Origin of the sequence: Sphingomonas sp. MMS24-J45 (genome assembly GCF_044881195.1) — a bacterium.
Taxonomy (GTDB): Bacteria; Pseudomonadota; Alphaproteobacteria; order Sphingomonadales; family Sphingomonadaceae; genus Sphingomonas.
Map to the genome: position 1 here is coordinate 1,770,779 of NZ_CP173255.1, position 17,129 is coordinate 1,787,907.

Annotated in this window: 14 protein-coding genes; 6 read left to right on the top strand and 8 right to left on the bottom strand. The window is 66.8% G+C overall.

Going from position 1 to position 17,129, the window contains the following annotated elements; all coding sequences use genetic code 11:
* Nucleotides 1-66: 66 nt before the first annotated feature.
* The 4 genes from AB5I39_RS08885 to AB5I39_RS08900 all read right to left on the bottom strand — a co-directional run bounded on the left by AB5I39_RS08885 (nucleotide 67) and on the right by AB5I39_RS08900 (nucleotide 4,175).
* Entirely contained in the window at nucleotides 67-600 is a 534-nt protein-coding gene (locus AB5I39_RS08885; RefSeq protein WP_404373849.1) for a CarD family transcriptional regulator, read from the bottom strand.
* Between the two features lie 367 nt (nucleotides 601-967).
* Nucleotides 968-1,309: a ferredoxin FdxA gene (fdxA, locus tag AB5I39_RS08890; protein ID WP_404373851.1), complete on the bottom strand. Its 342-nt coding sequence runs from the start codon at nucleotides 1,307-1,309 to the stop codon at nucleotides 968-970.
* A gap of 33 nt (nucleotides 1,310-1,342) precedes the next feature.
* The gene (locus tag AB5I39_RS08895) at nucleotides 1,343-1,669 is read right to left on the bottom strand and encodes an RNA-binding S4 domain-containing protein (protein ID WP_404373853.1); all 327 of its coding nucleotides are present in this window, start codon (nucleotides 1,667-1,669) and stop codon (nucleotides 1,343-1,345) included.
* Entirely contained in the window at nucleotides 1,659-4,175 is a 2,517-nt protein-coding gene (locus AB5I39_RS08900) for a helicase-related protein (RefSeq protein WP_404374084.1), read from the bottom strand. Before AB5I39_RS08900 ends, AB5I39_RS08895 begins: the two co-directional genes overlap by 11 nt.
* Before the next feature lie 264 nt (nucleotides 4,176-4,439).
* Between AB5I39_RS08900 and AB5I39_RS08905 the strand changes: the two genes are divergently transcribed.
* A complete protein-coding gene (locus AB5I39_RS08905; RefSeq protein WP_404373855.1) occupies nucleotides 4,440-5,906 on the top strand; it encodes a peptidoglycan DD-metalloendopeptidase family protein in 1,467 nt (488 codons plus the stop codon).
* A 119-nt stretch (nucleotides 5,907-6,025) separates the two neighbouring features.
* Here the strand turns inward: AB5I39_RS08905 and AB5I39_RS08910 are convergent, their stop codons facing one another.
* The 4 genes from AB5I39_RS08910 to AB5I39_RS08925 all read right to left on the bottom strand — a co-directional run bounded on the left by AB5I39_RS08910 (nucleotide 6,026) and on the right by AB5I39_RS08925 (nucleotide 11,672).
* Nucleotides 6,026-7,672 (bottom strand): ATP-binding protein, encoded by a 1,647-nt coding sequence (locus AB5I39_RS08910; RefSeq protein ID WP_404373857.1) that lies wholly within the window; start codon nucleotides 7,670-7,672, stop codon nucleotides 6,026-6,028.
* A 112-nt stretch (nucleotides 7,673-7,784) separates the two neighbouring features.
* Nucleotides 7,785-8,513 (bottom strand): TIGR02186 family protein, encoded by a 729-nt coding sequence (locus tag AB5I39_RS08915; protein ID WP_404374086.1) that lies wholly within the window; start codon nucleotides 8,511-8,513, stop codon nucleotides 7,785-7,787.
* A gap of 38 nt (nucleotides 8,514-8,551) precedes the next feature.
* The gene (locus AB5I39_RS08920) at nucleotides 8,552-9,469 is read right to left on the bottom strand and encodes a sulfite exporter TauE/SafE family protein (protein ID WP_404373859.1); all 918 of its coding nucleotides are present in this window, start codon (nucleotides 9,467-9,469) and stop codon (nucleotides 8,552-8,554) included.
* A 94-nt stretch (nucleotides 9,470-9,563) separates the two neighbouring features.
* A complete protein-coding gene (locus AB5I39_RS08925) occupies nucleotides 9,564-11,672 on the bottom strand; it encodes an AsmA family protein (protein ID WP_404373861.1) in 2,109 nt (702 codons plus the stop codon).
* 183 nt (nucleotides 11,673-11,855) lie between these two features.
* Between AB5I39_RS08925 and rpmI the strand changes: the two genes are divergently transcribed.
* The 5 genes from rpmI (at nucleotide 11,856) to AB5I39_RS08950 (ending at nucleotide 17,106) form a co-directional block, all read left to right on the top strand.
* The gene (gene rpmI / locus AB5I39_RS08930) at nucleotides 11,856-12,059 is read left to right on the top strand and encodes a 50S ribosomal protein L35 (RefSeq protein WP_404373863.1); all 204 of its coding nucleotides are present in this window, start codon (nucleotides 11,856-11,858) and stop codon (nucleotides 12,057-12,059) included.
* 18 nt (nucleotides 12,060-12,077) lie between these two features.
* Entirely contained in the window at nucleotides 12,078-12,443 is a 366-nt protein-coding gene (gene rplT, locus AB5I39_RS08935) for a 50S ribosomal protein L20 (protein ID WP_404373865.1), read from the top strand.
* 95 nt (nucleotides 12,444-12,538) lie between these two features.
* Nucleotides 12,539-13,615: a phenylalanine--tRNA ligase subunit alpha gene (gene pheS / locus AB5I39_RS08940; RefSeq protein WP_404373867.1), complete on the top strand. Its 1,077-nt coding sequence runs from the start codon at nucleotides 12,539-12,541 to the stop codon at nucleotides 13,613-13,615.
* Nucleotides 13,612-15,975 carry a phenylalanine--tRNA ligase subunit beta gene (gene pheT / locus AB5I39_RS08945; RefSeq protein ID WP_404373869.1) on the top strand — a complete coding sequence of 788 codons (2,364 nt, stop codon included), beginning with the start codon at nucleotides 13,612-13,614 and terminating at the stop codon, nucleotides 15,973-15,975. The genes pheS and pheT overlap by 4 nt, the downstream gene beginning before the upstream one ends.
* A 249-nt stretch (nucleotides 15,976-16,224) precedes the next feature.
* Nucleotides 16,225-17,106, top strand: coding sequence for an aldose 1-epimerase family protein (locus tag AB5I39_RS08950; RefSeq protein ID WP_404373871.1), 882 nt, complete (start codon nucleotides 16,225-16,227; stop codon nucleotides 17,104-17,106).
* The last annotated feature ends 23 nt before the right edge of the window (nucleotides 17,107-17,129 follow it).

Here is a 17,129-nt window from a genome sequence, read left to right on the forward strand (position 1 = left end):
CGCCACAACGAAAAGGGGCGACTGTCGCCAGCCGCCCCTCCTCAAATTGCTAAAGCATCTGCCCGATCAGGCGGCTGCCTTGTCCTTGTTGTGGATCGCCGCGGCCTTGCGCAGGATCTCGAGGATCTTTTCCTGCGCGGTCGGCTCGTCGACCTGCTCCATCGCGGCGAGTTCGCGTGCGAGGCGGCTGGTTGCGCCTTCGAAGATCTGCCGCTCGGAATAGCTCTGCTCGGGCTGGTCGTCGGCACGGAACAGGTCGCGGACCACTTCGGCGATCGACACCAGGTCGCCCGAATTGATCTTCGCTTCATATTCCTGGGCGCGGCGCGACCACATCGTGCGCTTCACGCGCGGCTTGCCGGTCAGCGTTTCGAGCGCCTCGCGCAGCGTCTTGTCGCTGGAAAGCTTGCGCATCCCGACGCTCTCGGCCTTGTTGGTGGGCACGCGCAGCGTCATGCGCTCTTTTTCGAACCGCAGAACATAAAGCTCGAGTTGCATCCCGGCGATTTCCTGCTTTTGCAGTTCGATCACACGGCCAACGCCGTGCTTGGGGTAAACGACATAATCGCCGACGTCGAAGGACAGCGCCTTGGCAGCCATTCCGTAAGACCTTTCTGTGGACCGGATATACCGGGAGCAACGCACCAGCGGCAGCAAGGCTGCATCGGCGCGCGCGAGGGTGTGGGTTGTGTACGTCTCCGTGATCGAAAGGCGCACGCGATGCGCCTCCGTCCGAGCCTGTTTAACACAGTCGTAATAAAATTACCAGCCTAACAGCGGCCAATGCGCGGCGTTAACGCTGAAATGCGTCTGGAGTGTTGCTGGGTTGTGGCCCGAAACGGGATTTTTTGGAGGTAGCGGGCCGTCGGCAAAGCCGTCGGCCGGGTTCGGCTCGGGCCGACCCGCCGTCCGCGAGCGACGCTGCGGCGTTGCCGCACCGGCGCGGGCGTGGCCGCGCCTGCGTCGCTCAGTCCCCCTTGCCGGGCTCTGGCGAGAAATACTTGTCGTACTTGCCCTCGACGCCCTTGAACGCGTCGGCATCGGGCGGGGTCTGGTTGGCGTTGCGCGTCACATTGGGCCATTGTGCGGAGAAGGTCGTGTTGAGCTCCAGCCACTGCTCCAGCCCGGATTCGGTATCGGGCAGAATCGCCTCGGCCGGGCATTCCGGCTCGCACACGCCGCAATCGATGCACTCGCTGGGATTGATCACCAGCATGTTCTCGCCTTCATAGAAGCAGTCGACCGGGCACACCTCGACGCAGTCCATGTACTTGCACTTGATGCACGCGTCGGTGACGACGTAGGTCATTGAAACACTCCCGGAGCAACGAACCGGATGCTGCTATGCGCGAGCGCTGGCGGCGTCAACGCTTGGCGCGGGTGTCCGCGCATTTTCGATGAGGTCGTGGTAACAGGCCCGCGCCTCCTCGCTGGGGCCGCGCCGCACCGGCAGCGCAACGATTCGCAACGCGCGGACCAGCCCACCGGGCGTCGCAAACGCGATCACACAGCCGATCCGCACCGGTGTCGCCGCCTTGTTCACCGCGCGCCCGTCCACCCGCACATGCCCGCTTTCCGCCATTGCCTGGGCTTGCCCGCGCGTCTTGACGATCCGCGCGAAGCACAGGAACCGGTCGAGCCGGATCGTATCGCCCGCGCTAGAGGCCAAGCGGTGCCGTCAGCGCCGCCAGCGCGGCAAAGGCATTGTCCTTGGGCGGCGGCGCGACCGGGGCCGGTGGCCGCCCGCGCCATGTCCAGCGCGGCGTTTCGTCGGGACTCGCGGCAGGGCGGAAGCCGAAGCCCGACATCAGCCGCTCCAGCGTCGGCCGCGTCAGCCCCATCGACAGCGCCAGCGCAGGATCGAGCACGAACGGCTTGCGACCACTCGACCCCCGCGCATCATGTGCCGCGCGGGCGATCCGCTCGATCAGATCGACCCGCATCGCCTGCCCGCCGACCGGGCGATAGCCATGCGCGAGCGTCGCCCCGGGCGCACCGCGCTCCAGCACCGTCGCGCTCGCCTGCGCGCCAGCCGTCACCACGCCGCCCGTCCGCGCCGCCAGCAAGGCGCGCCGCCACCACGCAGGCCCCGGTTTCAAGACGCGCGGGTCGAACAGGTCGAGCGCACCGATCGTCACGCCCGCGCCGCGAAAGGCTTTGCGCGCCACTGGATCGAGCCCATCAACCGCCACCGCAATCTCAGATCGCCCGACCAGCCCCCCTTGCGCGACCAGGGCCGCTGCAATCGCGCGCGATGCGGGCAGGGCGGCGGGATCGCGCTGGACCGAATCGAGCACGACCAGCCCCGGCAACGCACGCTTGAGCTGCGCCGCCAGCCAGTCGCGCAACCGCGTCTCGATTCGCGCGCGCAACTCGACGCTCAGGCAGTCGAGCGCGCGGTCGAGCAGCACGCGCGGGCGCATCAGGCTCGGCCCTGGCCCGAGCGTCGCGACCGCGAGGTCCTTCCACAGCAGCGTCGGCACCCCGCCCGGCTCGGCCGCCAGCGCGAGATCGGCGTCGCCCGCTTCGGCCAGCGCTACCCCGCGCCGCGCGCGTTCGTCACCCAGTCGCCGCTCGGCCGCCGCGAGCAACAGCCGCTTGTCCGCCGCGCGCGCATCGCCTGCGACGATGAAGCGAAACCCGTCGAGCCGCCCGATCGCATGATCCTCGACCAGCACGTCCCCTTCCGGGCCGATCACTACCGGCAGCGCGCGCGGGTCCGCGCCGATCTGCCGCATCAACAACGTTGTGCGCTTGTCGACGAAACGCTGGGTCAGGCTGGCGTGGAGCGCGTCGGACAGCCGCTCCTCGACCGCGCTGGCACGTGCCGCCCAATGCGCCGGGTCGGCCAGCCAATCGGCGCGATTGGCGATGTACGCCCAGCTCCGCGCCGCCGCGATTCGCCCGGCAAGCGTCTCGACATCGCCCGCCACCGTATCGAGCCGGGCAATTTCCGCAGCGAACCAGTCGTGCGGGATATGGCCCTTGCCTTCGCTCAAATAGCGGAACACCCGCTCGACGAAGCGCGTATGCGGATCGACGCCGACCTTGCGGAAATCGGGCAGCCCGCACGCCGCCCACAGCCGCGCGACCATCGCCGGGGAGCGGGCGCGATCGCGCACCCAATCCTCAGCTGCCATGCGCTTCAACACGGCAAGATCGACCGCTTGTGGCGCCGCCCACAACATGCGGTGCGCCGGGCGCGCCTCAAGGCTTTCGACCAGCGCGGCGACGCTGCTGTAATCGGGCTCGCCCTGCCGCCAGTAGAGCTGTTCGAGCGGCGGGAAGCGGTGCTCCTCGATGTTGAGCACCTCCTCCGGCGTGAAGGCGCCCGGCCCTTCCTCGACCAAAGCGCCGAAGGTGCCGTCGCGCTGATGCCGCCCGGCGCGGCCGGCGATCTGCGCCATTTCGGCGACGGTCAGGCGGCGCTGGCGACGGCCGTCGAACTTGTTGAGGCTGGCAAAGGCGACATGCGCCACGTCCATATTGAGCCCCATGCCGATCGCATCGGTGGCGACCAGATAATCGACTTCGCCCGCCTGGAACATCGCAACCTGGGCGTTGCGCGTACGCGGGGACAGCGCGCCCATCACCACCGCCGCACCGCCGCGCAAGCGCCGCAGCATCTCGGCCACGGCATAGACTTCCTCGGCACTGAAGGCGACGATCGCCGAGCGCTTGGGCAGGCGGCTGATCTTCTTCGCCCCGGCATAGGTGAGCGTGGAAAACCGCGGGCGGTTGATGATCTCCACGCCGGGCACCAGTGCCTTGAGCACCGGGCGCAGCGCTTCAGACCCGAGCAACATCGTTTCTTCGCGCCCGCGTGCGCGTAAGATTCGGTCGGTGAAGACGTGGCCGCGCTCCGGGTCTGCGCCCAATTGCGCTTCATCGACCGCGACGAAGGCGAGCTCCTTGTCGAGCGGCATCGATTCGGCGGTGCACAGGAACCAGCGTGCATCGCGCGGCACGATCTTTTCCTCGCCGGTGATCAGCGCGACCCGGTTCGCGCCCTTGATCTTGACCACGCGGTCATAGACTTCGCGGGCGAGCAGCCGCAGCGGAAAGCCGATCATCCCGCTCGAATGGCCGCACATCCGCTCCACCGCCAGATGCGTCTTGCCGGTGTTGGTCGGCCCGAGGACCGCAGTGACCGTCTGTTCGTCGTGGCGGCTCATGTCGAAAGCGAACATCGCGTGCCCGGCGCGCTTGCGCAACCGGTAAGGGAAAATACGAGCTGATGAATCGCATTAACCCTGTGTAATTACGGCGCTTCCGGCGGGTTCCATCACCTCGCCGCAGCATCGCAACGCTTCGCCGTAATGGCAGGATTGCGAGGTCGCGGTTAATTTGACTTTAGGCTTTGGTGGCCACAGTCGATTGGCCTCACGCTGCGGGGCGGAACGGGCAGCGGTTTCGGGTTATTCGGGGGCACAATCGCCTTGTTCTTGCGTGACGATCATGGCTTCGGACAAACGGGTGGCACCGCTGCCATTTCGTTCGGCCGCGCGATCGTTCCGGTCGCCGAACTCAGCACACTCGACAAGCTGCGCGCCGCCGCGATGCGGATCGATTGGGTGCCCGATCTCGGATCGCGCATCGGCTCGCTCGATTGGTGGCGTGGTGCCGCCACCTGCGCTGCTTTGTGCGCGACCGCTTATGCTTTCGCGCCCCCGCTCGACAATCCGATCCTCGCCGCGGTGCCGGCGCCGCTCACCGGCACCGCGCGTGACGATGCGCGAGCGCAGACGATCGCGCCGCTCGCCTGGGGGGCGGATACCGGGCATCACATGGCCTCGAACGATCTCGTCGTGCCGCTCACCGAAGCGCCCGAGCGTCCGTTCGAGGAACGCACCGCCACGATCGGGCATGGCGACAGCCTCAGCGGCGTGTTGCAGCGCGCCGGGCTTTCGACGCGCGATGCGCAGGATGCGGTCGCCTTGATCGCGGGCGCGGTGCCGCTCAGCGACCTGACGCCCGGCAAGCAACTCCCGATGACGCTCGGCCGTCGCCCCAACAAGACCGTCGCCCGCCCGCTCGAGACGCTGTCGGTCCGCGCGCGCTTCGATCTCGAACTGACGCTGAAGCGCGTCGGCGAGGGGTTGGTACTCAGCCGCCAGGTGATCGCGATCGACAATACGCCGCTCCGCATCCAGGGGCTCGTCGGCAGCAGCCTGTACCGCTCGGCCCGCGCCGCAGGCATCCCGGCCAAGGTCGTCGAAACCTATATCCGCGCGATCAACAGCAAATTCGCCATCAGCCAGATCGGCGCGGGCGACCGCTACGATTTCGTGATCGACCGCCAGCGCGCCGCCACGGGTGAGACGCAGATCGGCAACCTGCTCTTCGCCGGGCTCGATCACGGCCAGAAGAAGACGCAGTTGGTGCAGTGGAATGACGGCACTTGGTATGAGGCGAGCGGCCAGGCCGAACGCCAGGGCACCTTCACCATGCCGGTGTCGATGGCGCGCGTGACCTCCTCGTTCGGGATGCGCTTCCACCCGCTTCTCGGCTTCTCGCGGATGCACAAGGGCATCGATATCGGCACGCCGTGGGGCACGCCGATCCATGCCCCCGCCGACGGCACGATCATCTATGCCGGGCGCAGCGGCGGCTATGGCAATTTCATCAAGATGGCGCACGGCGGCAATATCGTGACCTGCTACGGCCATCTCAGCCGCTTCGCCACGCGGTCCGGCCAGCGCGTCGCGCGCGGCGAGATCATCGGCTATTCGGGCAATAGCGGCCTGTCGACCGGCCCGCACCTCCACTGGGAAGTGATTCGGAACGGCCTTGCGGTCAATCCGCGCGGCTTCTCCTTCTCCAGCATCGCGACGCTCTCGGGCGAGCAATTGCGCGCATTCAAGGCGAAGGTCGCCACGCTGCTGGCGGTCAAGCCGGGGGCGTAAAGACCCACGCTATGGTGAACGCGTCGCGGCGAAGCCGCGCCGTCGGTCGTCGCCGTGCGACGCCGGCCGGGGCTCGGCTGGTCGCGATTTAGCCGGTTGGCTAAATCGCTGCCTCGCCCTTACCGCCCCTGCGCGCGCCACCGCTTCAGCGTGCGCGCGATGATGTCGCTTTCGCCGCCGGTCTCGCGCCACAATTGCGAGAAGATCGGATCGTCCGAGGCCGGGCGCTTGTCCTCGGCCAGCGGATCGAACGACACGCGGACCGGGATCGCGACGCCTTCGCCGCAGATGATGCACTCGCGGTTGCGCAAGGCGGGGATCGCATCGAGGAAGCCGCGCGCGCCCTCCGGCATTGCCGCGCGGACGAACGCCTGGTCGCGATCGTTGTTGAGGCGCATCGCGATGATCGTGCCGCACTGCGACAGCACGCCTTCCGCCAGGTCGGACGGACGCTGCGTGATCAGGCCGAGCGAGACGCCATATTTGCGCCCTTCCTTGGCGATCCGGCTGAGGATTCGCCCGACGCTCGACGCGCCGCCGTCGCCCGCCGGAATGTAGCGATGCGCTTCCTCGCAGACGAGCAGGATCGGACGCTGCGGCTCGCCGCGCGACCAGATCGCGAAATCGAACACCATTCGGCTGAGCACCGCGACCACGACCGAGGTGATTTCGCTCGGCACACCCGACACGTCGATGATCGAAATCGGCTTGCCGTCGCCGGGCAGGCGGAAAATGCGCTCGAGGAACGCCGCCATCGTGTCGGCGACCAGCATGCCTGAGAACATGAAGCTGTAGCGCGGATCGGCCTTGATCTCCTCGATCTTGGTCTTCAGCCGCAGGTACGGCGCGGTGTCGCCCGCGCGGTCCATCTTGCCCATTTCGAGCTGGATCAGATTGGTCAGGTCGCTCAGCAGATAGGGGATCGGCGCGTCGACCGTCAGCTTGCTGATCTCCTGCCCCATCCGGCTCTTGCCGCGCGCCATCAGCAGGCACTTGGCCAAGATATCGGCATCGATCTGCTTTTCGGAGCCCGAGGAGGTGACGAACACCTCGCAATGCTCCTCGAAATTCATCAGCCAATACGGCATTTGCAGATTGCCGACGTCGTAGATCGCGCCATTGCCCTTGAACGCCGCGGCATATTCGCCGTGCGGGTCGATCATCACGACATGCCCTTGCGGGCTGAGCTCGCAAATGCGGTGCAGGATCAGCGCCGCGCTGGTCGATTTACCGGTGCCGGTCGATCCTAGCAGCGCGAAATGCTTGCCGAGCATCGCATCGACGTACAGCGCCGCGCGAATGTCCTTGGTCGGATAAACCGTGCCGATCTCGATATTGGCGCGGTCGTCGGCGGCGTAGATCTGCTTCAGATCGGCGGTCGAGACCGGATAGACCGCGCAACCCGGCGTCGGATAGCGCGTCACACCGCGACGGAATTTATAGAGCTTGCCGGTCAGCTTCTCCTCGTCGCCCTCGCCCAGGAAATCGACATAGGCGGCGATCCGGTCGTCATGCCCGTCGACCATTTTCAGCGCGCGAATGTTGGCGATCAGCCAGGTGCCGCCGACGCGCATCTTGATCTGGCTGCCGACCGATCCGGCGCTCGCCACGATCGGGTCGGGGTCGGTCATCATCGTGTCGAGCACAGCGGGGTCGAGCATGACCATGCTGCTCGATCCGCCGATCTCGAAGACCATGCCAATGCAGGGCGTGGCTGCCAGCGGGGCAGCATGGGAAAAAGCCTGGGCACCCTGCATTTCGGTCATTCTCGGCATTCCCCCGCCTGTGTCAGGCGGCGGGTATGGCGCAGCACCCGTAAAGATTGCGTATCCCGCCGAATCCGGCATCATCCCGGGGCAATGGCGTCGCGGCGTGGCGTCAGAAGCGCCGCGCGATCTGCCCCGCCGCCCAGCCGAACAGCACCGACAGCGCCACCGCCACCAAGCCGTAAAGGATCGAGTGGCGATCGGCCGAGCGCGCGACGAAGCGTTCGAAGCCCGACTTGCGAATTTCGATATCGCGCGTCGCCGCCGCCAGCACGCGGCCGTCGCGAATCAGGAAAGTCTCGGCGGTAAAGCGCCCGACCGGCACCCGCGCCGGAATCTGCACGCGCGCGCGGTACAGCACGCCATCGGTAATCTCGACCGCGCCCGGCGATTCGACATAGAGACCCGACCGCGCCTTGAGATCGACCAGCCCGCGCGCAAAGCGATCCTGCTCGGTCAGCGGCGCACTCGACGCCGGGGAAAGTTGCAGGCTCGATACGCCCAGCTCATAAATCGCGCGGGTGCGGGCATCGAGCATCTTCGCGATCGGCTTGGACGAGGCGATCGCATAGAAACTGGGGGCGGAGCGATAGCGCAAGCGGCTCGAATTGACCCAGACCAGCCCGCCCAATTTCTCCTTTTCGCGCACCAGGATCGATTGCGTCGGACCTTTGACGACGACCACGATGTCGGTCGGCTTGTCGTCATCGGGCAAGCGCCCCTGCGGATAGAGGATCGCGCCGAACAGCAGCAAATTCGCGCCGGTGAAACTGTACTGGATCTCGATGTCGCGCTGCGACACGTCGGGGACGAGCACCGGCTTGGACGCCGATTGCGCCATCAAGAGCGGCGCCAGCAGCAGTGGCAGCCAGCGCCACGTCACGTCGAGAGCTCGACCGAATAGATCTCATCGGGCCGCCACCCTAGGCCAAGCGCGATTCGCGCCGCGACCAGCAGCACGATCACCGCAAGTGCGAGCCGCAGATATTCCGGCTTGGCCTTGCTCGCCAGCCGCGCGCCGACCTGCGCCCCCGCGACCGATCCGAGCAGCAGCAGCGCTGCCAGCACGATATCGACCGCCTTGGTCGTGGTGGCATGAACCATCGTCGCCATCGCGGTGACGAACAGCGTCTGGAACAGCGACGTGCCCACCACCACCTGCGTCGTCATGCCGAGCAGGTACAGCATCGCGGGCACCAGGATGAACCCGCCACCGACGCCGAGCAGGATCGTCAAAATCCCCACCCCGAAGCCGAGCAGCAAGGGCGCGAGCGGCGAGATGTACAGGCCCGATCGATAGAAACGCGTGCGCAAGGGCAGCGAAGCGACCAGCGGGTGGTGCCGACGCTTGCGCGGTTTGGGCGGCTCGCCGCTGCGCTGCCGCCGGATTTCGCCGAGCGATTCGTTCGCCATCATCCAGCCGATCGACCCGAGCAGCAGGACATAGACGACGGCGATGACGGTATCGATCTGCCCGCTCGCCTGTAGCAACCGGAACACCCAACCGCCGAACACCGAACCGATCAGCCCGCCTGCAACCAGCACGCCGCCCATCTTGAAATCGACGCCCTTGCGCCGGACATGCGCGAACACGCCGGACACGCTCGCGCCGGTCACCTGGCTCGCGGCGGATGCGGCGGCGACGGTCGGGGGGATGCCGTACACGATCAGCAGCGGCGTGGTCAGGAACCCGCCGCCCACGCCGAACATCCCCGACAGCAACCCGACGCCACCCCCCAGCAACACGATGACGAGCGCGTTGACCGACAGATTGGCGATGGGCAGGTAGATGTCCATTGCGGTCAAGCGTTACCGCGTAACGCGCGCTATCGCAAAGCGTGCTTTCGGGGTTTGCGCGCAACGGGGCAGGGGAGCCCCCCACTGCGCCATCTCAGAAAATCCCCAGGAACTTCTTCCGCTGCCCCTTGCGCTCGCTCGACGTCTTGTTGCCGTCCTCCGCCTTGGCCGTCGTCCCGCGCCCGACATCGTCGCGCGGCGCGCCCTTGGTCGTGCGTTGCGCGGTCGCAGGCTGCGCCGCCAGCACCGGGCCGCACGCCGCCGATTTCGCATCGCCGACATCGACGAACGCCAGCACGCCCGCAACGGGCGTCGCGAACACGGCAAGCCCCAGTCCCAGACCGGCGCGCTCGATCAATTGCGGGCTGATGACGTCGATCCCGGGCTTGGCGAAGCTTCCGTTAAGCCCGACCGGGGATTGCCCGGAGAAGATGCTGATTCGCTTGCCATCGGCACGAAACGCCAGATCGAGCGCCTCATTCTTGAAGCTGAAGCCGCCGCGCCCGACGATCACGCTTTTCTCGGTGTCGATCAGGATCGGGTCCGCCGCCGCCACGCCGTTCCGCACGCTGAATCCGATCAGCCCGCAATTGATCCGCACCGGCTCCTTCAGGCGCCCCTGAAACATCTTCTGGGCGAAGGTGCCGATGTCGAGTTCGGCCAATTGCACGTTGCGCGTCCAGAACGTGCCCTTGGGGATCACCAGAGCGATCCGCCCGCGCGCCGTGGCGAGCGAATCGTGCAGCGTGTCGCCGACGCCCTGCAATTGCAGGCGCCCCTTGATCACGCCACTCGTGCCGGCCTCGTCGACGCCATATCCGGCCAGCAGCCGCGCCATCGGCGTCGGCGAGAGGCGTATGTCGTAGCGTGCCTGTGTCGGACGCGTGCGCGCGTTGAACGCGATATCGCTCGTCACCCGCCCGCGTGCCATCGCGAAGGTGAGCGGCGAGAGTTTGAGCAGCCGGTCCTTCAGCGACAGCGTCAGATCGACATCGGAGATCGGCACGTTGCGCGATTTCACTACGCCGATCGTGTAGCGCAGATCGGCGTCGAAATTCTTGAGCGCGTCGATCGGCAGCGCCGCATCGGGCAGGATTCGCGCTGGCCCGGCACCGGTCGCGGCGGCGGCGGCGACTGCCCCCTTTGTCGCGACGACATCGGGATTGTACCCGATGAACGGGGCGGCATCGACGATGTCCAAGCTGCGCGTCGTCAGCTTGGCCGCGATGTGCAGCCGCGGCTCGATCACCTTGACCGTGAACCCGCCCGCCAGATCGCTATTGCCGAATCGACCGGTCAGTTTGGTGAAATCGTAGGTCGTGTCCGATTTCACCAACTGCGCCGCCACGCGGTAATCGCGCGTCATCGGGATCGCGACGCCGATGATCCCCAGCAAATCCGCCAGATTGCGCCCGCGTGCGCTGACCTGCAGCGGCACATCCTCGATCTCGGCGAGACTCGGCAGCGTGCCGGTCAGATCGATATGGTCGTTGGCGGCATCGGCGGCCAGGACGAGCTTGTTCCGCCCGCGCGCCACGGTGGCGTTGGGGGAGAGCAGGGCACCGCGCAGCGTGAAGGGCGTATCGCGAATATGGCCGCTGCCGCTGAAGCGCACCGCATCGCCGATCCTCGCATCGCTCGACGTGACCGAGGCGAATGTCAGGTCGGTGCGCAGCCGCATCCGCGGATCGACATAGCGCAACGCCGTTCCCTTGACCGTCGCGAGATCGATTCGCGGCAGGTCGAGCGGCTTGCCCTTGGTCTTGCTGCCGAAGGTCCAGCTATTCTGCGTGTGCGCCCGGTTCCATTCGAGGTCGATCGTGCTGTCGGCCAGATCGAGCGTATGGAAATGCCGCTTGCCGAACAGCAGCGACAACGGCGCAATGCGCGCATCGATCGCTTTCGCGGCATAGAGGTCGGGCTTGGACGTCCAGGCGGGGTTGGAAACGCGTAAGCCTTCGGCGCGGAAGTGAATCGTGATCGGATCGAAATAGAGCTGGAAATCGCCCGCCACGCTCACCCGGCGCTCAGTCTGCGCGCTGGCGATGCGCTCGAACGTGCCTTTCAGGAAGCGGCCCTTGGTGATGTAGAGCACCAGCCAGGCAAGAAACAGCGCCAGCACCACGCCGATCACGACGTTGCGGGCGATCCGCCACGGCCGCGACAACGGCTTGCGGGCAGGGGGCGGGGGGTCCGCTGGCATACCCTCGGCGGTGCTCTCCATCCGCGCTCAACCGTCGGGCCGGGCAAGCGTTCCTCTGCATGGTTGCATTCCCGGCGACTCTCGCTTAAGCGGCGCGCTTCTCACGCGAGTAAAGAGGAACTGCCCGGCCGGTATGGGCTGCCGAGGCCGTTCATAATCGCCCGCGAAAACGAAAGGACGAAAATGCCCAAACTCAAGACGAAGAGCGGCGTCAAGAAGCGCTTCAAGCTCACCGCAAGCGGTCTGCTGAAGCACGGCGTCGCTGGCAAGCGCCACCGGCTGATGAGCCACAACGCCAAGTACATCCGCCAGAATCGCCGCACCAAGGTGCTGTCCAAGGCCGACACGGCCGCTGTTAAGGCGTGGGCGCCTTACGGTCTGAGCTGAACCTGGAGGACTGATTAAATGGCACGCGTAAAACGGGGTGTAACCACCCACGCAAAGCACAAGCGGATCCTCAATCAGGCGAAGGGCTATTATGGCCGTCGCAAGAACACGATTCGCGTCGCCCGCCAGGCCGTCGAAAAGGCCGGGCAATATGCCTATCGCGACCGCAAGGTTCGCAAGCGCAACTTCCGCGCTTTGTGGATTCAGCGCATCAACGCCGCTGTTCGCGCCGAGGGTCTGACCTACGGCGTGTTCATGCACGGCCTGAAGCTCGCCGGTGTCCAGCTCGACCGCAAGGTCCTGGCCGACATCGCGATGCACGAAGGTGCCGCGTTTAGCGCCATCATCGCGCAGGCAAAGGCGGCTCTGCCCCAGGCCGCCTAACGGCGAGCTTGCGAGCGACCGAAATCGGGGCGCGGATGGTCTAGGCCATCCGCGCCCTTTTCGTTATCGGGCACGGCACAACGAACGGGAATGCGATGACCGACCTCGACCAGATGAAAACCGACCTGCTCGCCGCGATCGATTCGGCGTCGAGCCTCGACGCGCTGGAGGCGGTGCGCGTGGCGGCGCTCGGCAAGCAAGGCAGCGTCACCGCGCTCCTCAAGACGCTCGGCGGCATGTCGCCCGAGGATCGTCAAGTGCAGGGCCCGCGCATCCAGGGCCTGCGCGAGGCGGTCACCACCGCCATTGCGACGCGCAAGGCCGCGCTCGACCGCGCCGAGCTCGACGCGCGCCTCGCCAGCGAAACGCTCGACATGACGCTCCCCGCGCCCGCCACGCCGCAAGGCTCGGTCCACCCGGTCAGCCAGGTGATGGACGAACTCGCGGAAATCTTCGCCGATCTCGGCTTCGCGGTCGCGACCGGTCCCGAGATCGAGGATCAGTGGCACAATTTCACCGCGCTCAACATGCCGGAAAGCCACCCCGCGCGCGCGATGCACGACACCTTCTATCTGCAAGCCGGTGAGGGCGCGGAGGCCAAGGTCCTGCGCACCCACACCAGTCCCGTGCAAATCCGCACGATGATGGGCCAGGAACCCCCGATCCGCATCATCGCGCCGGGCCGGGTCTATCGCTCCGACTGGGACGCGACGCACACGCCGATGTTCCATCAGATCGAGGGGCTGGTGATCGATAAGGGCATCACGCTCGGCCATCTCAAATGGACGCTTGAGACCTTCCTCAAGGCCTTTTTCGAGCGTGACGACATCGTGCTGCGGCTGCGTCCCAGCTACTTCCCCTTCACCGAACCCTCGGCCGAGGTCGATGTCGGCTGGACGATGGAAAAGGGCCGCCGCACGCTTGGCGGTTCCGAAGGGTGGATGGAATTGCTCGGCTCCGGCATGGTCCACCCGCGCGTCATCGAGGCGTGCGGGCTCGATCCCAAGGAATGGCAGGGCTTCGCCTTCGGCGTCGGGGTCGATCGGCTCGCGATGCTCAAATATGGCATGGACGATCTGCGCCCCTTCTTCGAAGGCGATGCGCGCTGGCTGAAGCATTACGGCTTCTCCGCGCTCGATGTGCCCACTTTGAGCCAGGGAGTTGGCGCATGAAGACCACGCTCGGCTGGCTCAAAGAGCATATCGAAACCGACGCGACGCTCGACACCATCGTCGAGACGCTCACCCGCATCGGCCTGGAGGTCGAAGGCGTCGAAAACCCCGGCGAACGCCTCGCCGCGTTCAAGATCGCGCGCGTGCTCAGCGCCGCCCCGCACCCGCAGGCGGACAAGTTGCAGGTCCTCTCGGTCGATGCCGGCGACGGTCCGCTCCAGGTCGTCTGCGGCGCGCCCAACGCCCGTGCAGGGATGGTCGGCGTGTTCGGTCCGTCGGGCGCGGTCGTGCCGTCGAACGGCATGGTGCTGAAGGTCGCGGCGATTCGCGGCGTAGAATCGAACGGCATGATGTGTTCCAGCCGCGAGCTCGAACTCGGCGACGATCATGACGGCATCATCGAGCTGCCCGCTGACGCGCCGGTCGGCACGGCCTTCCCCGATTATGCGGGCCTCAACGATCCGGTGATCGACATTAACGTGCTCCCCAACCGGCCCGATTGCTTCGGCGCGCGCGGCATCGCGCTCGATCTCGTCGCGGCGGGCCTCGGCACCGCCAAGCCGCTTACCTACGCTGCCGTCGAAGGCACCGGCCCCGGCCCCGATGTCCGCACCGAAGACACGGACGGCTGCCCGGCCTTCTTCGCCACCAGCGTCTCCGGCCTCACCAATGGCGAAGCGCCCGAATGGATGCGCCGCCGCCTGACCGCGATCGGCCAGCGCCCGATCTCGACCCTGGTCGACATCACCAATTACGTGATGTTCGATCTCGGCCGCCCGCTGCACGTCTATGATCGCGCCAAATTGAGCGGTGGCCTCGTCGCGCGCAAGTCGAAGGACGGCGAGCAGGTCGTGGCGATCAACGGCAAGACCTACACGCTCTCCGAATCGATGACCGTCATCGCCGATGCCGACCATGTCCACGACATCGGCGGCATCATGGGCGGCGAGGATTCGGGCGTGTCGGCGGAGACGACCGACGTGATCATCGAATGCGCCTATTTCGATCCCGAAGGCATCGCGCGGACCGGGCAAAAGCTGCTGCTCACCTCGGACGCCCGCTCGCGCTTCGAACGCGGCGTCGATCCGGCGTTCCTGGCCGAGGGACTCCAGATCGCGACGCGCCTCGTGCTCGATCTGTGTGGCGGAACGCCAAGCGAACCGACCCACGCGGGCACGCCACCCGTAACGCGCAAGCGCATCGCCTACGATCCGACGCTCGCCGAACGCCTAGGCGGCCTCGCCGTTGCGGAGGAGCGTCAGCGCGAGATCCTCGCCGCGCTCGGTTTCGAGGTCGAGGCCGACTGGACCGTCCTGCCGCCGCCCGCGCGCCGCGATGTCGATGGTCCGGCCGATCTGGTCGAGGAAATCATCCGCATCGTCGGGATTGATTCGGTCCCTGCGACCCCGCTCCCCCGTACCCCCGGCGTGGCGAAGCCGACCGCGACACCCGCGCAAGCGCTGGAAAGCCGCGTCCGCCGCGCCGCCGCCGCGCGCGGGTTGAACGAAGCACTGACCTGGAGCTTCCTGTCCGACGCGCAAGCCGCGGCGATCGGCGGCGGTGCCTGGAGCCTCGCCAACCCGATCAGTGAGGAATTGAAGGTCATGCGCCCCTCGCTCCTCCCCGGCCTGTTCGCCGCGGCCGAGCGCAACATGAAGCGCGGTGCCCCCGGCGTGCGCCTGTTCGAACTCGGCCGCCGCTATCTGGCCGAGGGCGAACGTCCCACGCTCGGCGTCGTGCTGGCGGGCGAAAACCGCCCACGCGGCTGGCAGGACGGCAAGGCAACCGCTTTCACCGCCTTCGATGCCAAGGCCGAGGCGCTGGCCTTGCTCGCGGCGGCAGGCGCGCCGGTCGAGAACCTTCAGGTGATGGGGGAGGCGGGTGACGCCTGGCACCCCGGTCAATCGGGTACGCTCCGGCTCGGGCCGAAGACGGTGCTCGCGGCGTTCGGCATGGTCCACCCGCTGACGACGCGCGCGTTCGATCTCGATGGCCCGGTTGCGGCGGTCGAGCTCTATCTCGACGCGCTCCCGGCCAAGCGCACCACCGGCTTCGCGCGCGCGGCTTATGCGCCACCCGCGCTGCAGGCGGTCCGCCGCGATTTCGCCTTCCTGGTGCCGGAGGCGCTTGCCGCCGATGCGCTGGTGCGTGCGGTCAAGGGCGCCGACAAGGCCAGCATCGTCGCGGCGCGGCTGTTCGATGTCTTCGTCGGCACCGGCGTCGAGCCCGGCCATAAGAGCCTCGGCGTGGAGGTAACGCTGCAACCGGGCGACAAGAGCTTCACCGAAGCGGATCTGAAGGCCGTGGCGGACAAGGTCGTCGCGGCGGCGGCAAAGCTGGGGGCGAGTCTGCGGGGCTGAACACACTCTCCCGTTCGCTTCGAGCGAAGTCGAGAAGCCAGCGCTGAGCGGGGTGTCTCGACTTCGCTCGACACGAACGGAGAGGAAGAGATCGTCGGGCCGTTTCTCCGTCCAGCTTCCACCCCGGCGAAGGCCGGGGCCAGCAGGACAGGCTTTGGTAACGATGCGCAGCGCGCGCCATGACCGGCCCGCTTCTGGGCCCCGGCGTTCGCCGGGGTGGAGGCGGCCACTGTATCGGAGGAGGATAGCATGCCCCAACCCGACCTCATCACGATCACCTCCTCCCACATCTCCGTGGCGATCGACCCGTTCGGTGCGGAACTGATCCACCTGCGCGACGCTGACGGTCGCGAGTTGATGACCGATGCCGATCCCGCCTTCTGGACCGGCCATGCGCCCTTGCTGTTCCCGATCGTCGGGCGGCTGAACGGCGATGTGCTGCGGCTCGACGGCGCGGAATATCCGATGAAGCAGCACGGCTTCGCGCGCCGCAGCGCCTTCACGCTGATCGAACAGAGCGAAAGCAAGGCGGTGTTTCTGCTGGAAGACAGCGCCGAAACCCGTGCAATCTACCCCCGCGCCTTCGCCGTGCGCGCGACCTATGAAATCCACGACGCGACGCTCGCCATCAGCATCGCAATCGAGAATCGCGAGACCGATCGCACGCTGCCCGCCAGTTTCGGCTTCCACCCCGCCTTCGCCTGGCCGCTCCCTTACGGTCAGGCGCGCGAAGACCATCGCATCGTGTTTGCGGCGGAAGAGGCCGAATTGATCCGCCAGGTCGCCGACGGCCTTCTCGATCCGGCGGTCCGGCCGTCGCCCCTCGTCGGGCGGACGCTCGCGCTGGCCGATGATCTGTTCACCAACGACGCGTTGATCTGGGATCAGCTCCGCTCGCACAGCCTCCGTTATGGCGCTGCAAGGGGCCCCAACCTGCGAATCGACTTCCCCGACACCCCGATGCTCGGCATCTGGACCAAGCCTAACGCCCGGTTCGTCTGTATCGAACCGTGGCACGGCATCGCCGATCCGGTCGGCTTCACCGGCGAACTCACCGCAAAGCCGGGCGTTTTCCTGCTTGGTCCGGGGGCGGTGCAACGCATTGCCATGTCGGTCACGCTCGAGCCTTAGCGCGGGGCTGTCCTACACGCTCC